The sequence below is a fragment of the Cereibacter johrii genome (assembly GCF_001720585.1).
Classification (GTDB): Bacteria; Pseudomonadota; Alphaproteobacteria; order Rhodobacterales; family Rhodobacteraceae; genus Cereibacter_A; species Cereibacter_A johrii.
Window position 1 is genome coordinate 1 of record NZ_MABH01000021.1, and the last position, 3,048, is coordinate 3,048.

Annotated in this window: 6 protein-coding genes; 2 read left to right on the forward strand and 4 right to left on the reverse strand. The window is 73.7% G+C overall.

Annotated features, from left to right (window positions below):
* Positions 1–530, reverse strand: a 530-nt coding sequence (locus A9O63_RS00670; RefSeq protein ID WP_069330189.1) for an SEL1-like repeat protein, incomplete at its 3' end; no start/stop codon positions are given.
* Positions 527–922 carry a hypothetical protein gene (locus A9O63_RS00675; protein WP_069330190.1) on the reverse strand — a complete coding sequence of 132 codons (396 nt, stop codon included), beginning with the start codon at positions 920–922 and terminating at the stop codon, positions 527–529. The genes A9O63_RS00670 and A9O63_RS00675, both read right to left, overlap by 4 nt.
* Before the next feature lie 166 nt (positions 923–1,088).
* On the opposite strand from A9O63_RS00675, the gene A9O63_RS00680 reads away from it, so the two are divergent.
* Positions 1,089–1,571 carry a hypothetical protein gene (locus A9O63_RS00680; protein WP_069330191.1) on the forward strand — a complete coding sequence of 161 codons (483 nt, stop codon included), beginning with the start codon at positions 1,089–1,091 and terminating at the stop codon, positions 1,569–1,571.
* A 53-nt stretch (positions 1,572–1,624) separates the two neighbouring features.
* Positions 1,625–1,813: a hypothetical protein gene (locus tag A9O63_RS00685; RefSeq protein ID WP_069330192.1), complete on the forward strand. Its 189-nt coding sequence runs from the start codon at positions 1,625–1,627 to the stop codon at positions 1,811–1,813.
* A 242-nt stretch (positions 1,814–2,055) separates the two neighbouring features.
* Here the strand turns inward: A9O63_RS00685 and A9O63_RS00690 are convergent, their stop codons facing one another.
* Together A9O63_RS00690 and A9O63_RS00695 are read right to left on the reverse strand one after the other, a co-directional pair.
* Entirely contained in the window at positions 2,056–2,373 is a 318-nt protein-coding gene (locus A9O63_RS00690) for a hypothetical protein (protein ID WP_069330193.1), read from the reverse strand.
* Positions 2,370–2,750 carry a flagellar export chaperone FliS gene (locus A9O63_RS00695; protein ID WP_069330194.1) on the reverse strand — a complete coding sequence of 127 codons (381 nt, stop codon included), beginning with the start codon at positions 2,748–2,750 and terminating at the stop codon, positions 2,370–2,372. Before A9O63_RS00695 ends, A9O63_RS00690 begins: the two co-directional genes overlap by 4 nt.
* Between the last annotated feature and the right edge of the window lie 298 nt (positions 2,751–3,048).

Here is a 3,048-nt window from a genome sequence, read left to right on the forward strand (position 1 = left end):
AGCGCCGCGTCCCGCGCGCCCTGCGCCTCGGGCAGCCCGAGGGCAGCGGCGATGGCCAGCCATTCATAGGCGCGTTTCGCATCGGGCTCGGGCCGCAGCTCCCGCAGGACGCGCGCAAGGCCGAACATGGCGCGGGCCTCGCCAAGGGCGATGCCCGGCGCCAGCACCCTTTCGAGCCGCTCCGCAAGATCCGCGCGCGCCTCGGCGGGCAGCGAGCCCGTCAGGCGCTGCGCCAGCGCCTCGGCCCGCGGGATGCCCGCGATCTGTGCCCGCCACGCCCAGTAGAGCGCCTCGCGCGGGTTCTGCGGCAGGCCCGCCCCCTCGGCATAGAGCAGGGCGAGGTTGAACTGCGCCTCGGGCTCGCCCGCCTCGGCCAGGGTCTTGAACAGCACCGCCGCCCGCCCCGCATCGCCCGCGCGGAAGGCGGAGATCGCCGCAGCGAACGGATCGGCGCCCGTCTGGGAAACGGTCTCGGCCGCGGTCGCCGCACCCACGCTCAGCGCGAGGCAGAGAAGCGCCGCCCCCCTCATTTTCCCGCCTTCATCACGAGTTGCAGATAGAGCATCCGCTGCTTCGGCCTGAGCGGCCCCTTCTGTTCGTAGACGACGAGGCGCGGCCGCGCATGGCCCTCGATCTCGAAGGCGATGGTGATGGTCTCGGGCAGGAACACGTCATAGGCCGCGAGCGTCGCCACCGGATCGGCGGCGAACCGGTCGCGGAAGATCGGGTCGATCCAGATCCGCGCCAGCGCCCGGCCGAGGATGTCGGGCAGATACCGCTCGACCTGCGCCCGGTTCTTCAGCCGCGTCTCGGTGCGCACGAGGTCGAAGGCGTCGGCATCGTCGCCCTCGCGCCCCGGCCGCGGCCCGGCGGGCAGCCGCCTGGCCAGCGGAACGAGCACCTGCGGCAGGTTCAGTCTCATCCGTCTCCCCTTCGCGAACGGAAAGCGCCGGCGGGCGGGCCTTCTCCCTGCCTGCAACGGCGCGCGGGCGGGGATTGTTAGCCGGGCGCCCCCGCCTTCCGCAGGGGATCGCTCTCGTTCGGGCGGGATGCGGGCCGAGGCCGCGCCGGGATAGGATCGGCCCATCATGACCAGCCGCGTCTCTTCCCGCCTCCTCTTCTCGCTTGGGCTGGCCCTGCCGCTCGGGCTCTTCGGCGCGGGCCTTGCCCGGCTCCTCGACCGGCCTGCCGTCTCCCTCCTGCCGCCCGCCCCGGCGGAGGCGGCCCCCCGGCGCCCCGAGGGGCCGCTCACCTATCTGCCGCTGCCCGCTCCGGTCCATGCCACGATCCGCGGCGGACAGCGGCAACTGACGATCCAGGTGAGCTTCGCGGTCGAGGCCGGGCGGATCGACCTCGCGTCGATGGCCTCGATGCTGAAGACCGACCTGCCCCTTCTGACGGTGGAGCTGGCCGAGGCCCTGCGCGCCTGCGACGAGGCCCAGCCCTCGCTCGAGGCCTTCCGCCGGGCGCTGCCCGAGGCGCTGCGGGCCGCCGTCAATGCGCGCTATGCCACCGCCGAGGCGCCCGAGCCCGTGTTCGAGGCGCTGCTCACCGATTTCATCGTGCACTGACCGGCCCGGCACGGAGCTTGCAGGCGGCCCGCGCCATCTTCGGGAGAAAGCCCATGTCCATCGAGCTTCAGCCGTCCGCCCAAGGCCACCGCCGCCCGCCGCAGTTCCCCGAGGCCACGGCTGTGCCGCTCGAGGGGCTGATGGTCGAGACGGTCCATTTCGACGAGGATGGCCGCGAGGCGCGCCGCACCCGTCGCCCGCTGCACGCCCTCTTGGCCCCCCTGCGCCGCCGCGGCGCCTGACCGCCCGGTCCCCGCCTTTTGGGGACGTTCCGATGAGGACGGCGGCCAAGCCAGATGGGGCGGCAGGGCCGGCACATTCCAGCCGAAAGAACGGGCGCCGCGGGATCTTCCCCGGCGCCCTCATGCGCTCCGCCGGTGTCCGGCTCAGGCTCCGCCCCTTGCCGCAGGCGTGGCGGAACCGTTGGGTGCGGAGCGCCGCGGGATCTTCCCCGGCGCCCTCATGCCCTGCGCCGGTGTCCAGCTCAGGCTCCGGCCCTGCCGTAGGCGTGGCGGAGCCGCTGGGTGCGGTGCGCCGCGGCCTCGGCCTCCGCGCCCTGCCGTTCGAGCCAGGCCTGCGCCGCCCGCACCGCGTCGAGCGCCTCGGAGAGCGCGTCCCCTGTCGCCTTCCGCAGGGGCCCCCACCCGTCCGGGGCCGGCAACTCCTCGGCGAGCGCCCGCAGATCGGCCTCGCGCGCCAGCAGAAGGGCCACGTCCCCCCGCTCCATGGCGCGCCTCAGCGCGGCGGAGGCCGCCGCGAGGCCCAGGCAGAGCGCGCGCGGATCGGAGGCTCCGGGTCTCACGGCCGGGGGCCGATCTGCTCCCACGCCCCGAGGATGGCACCGATATGGCCCGCGGCTTCCGCAAGCTGGCCGCGCTCGCGCCGGAAGGCCGCGGCCACCTGAAGGCGGCAGAACTCGTAGACCTGGAAGAGGTTGTCGGCGATCTCGCCGCCCTTCTCGAAATCGAGGCTGCTTTGCAGGATGTAGATCGCGGTGAAGGCGCGGTTCAGATGCTGGTCGGGATAGGGTCCGCCCGCTTCGGCCGCCGCAGCCAGCGCGCGCAGCGACCGCTCCAGTTCGCGCAGCGTGACGAGCACGATCTGGTGAGGGTCCTCGACCGCCTGGAAGTCCACGGTTTCGGTGCGGCGGTAACGCGCCCGCGCATCGGCGAAAGTCATCCCTGTCTCCTTCCGGGTAGCGGCTGGTGCTGCAAGAGAAACGACCGGCGGGCTGCGCGTTTTAGGGGAAAGCGCCGCAGTTTCCTCGCGGGCGGAGGGAAAAGCCCCACGGGTCTCGCGCGGGGCAGAGTTGCCGGCTGTCAACCGCGCAGCGTCGGGATACGGGCCCGGACCGGCGGGCGGGGTCGCTGGCCCAAGGGTCTGCAAGGTGGGGTCGGACTCCCGGCCGCGCGAGAGGATGCCGATGGCCGCTGGCTGGTGACCCCCGGCGAAGCGCGGACCTCCCGCAAGCGCGGGG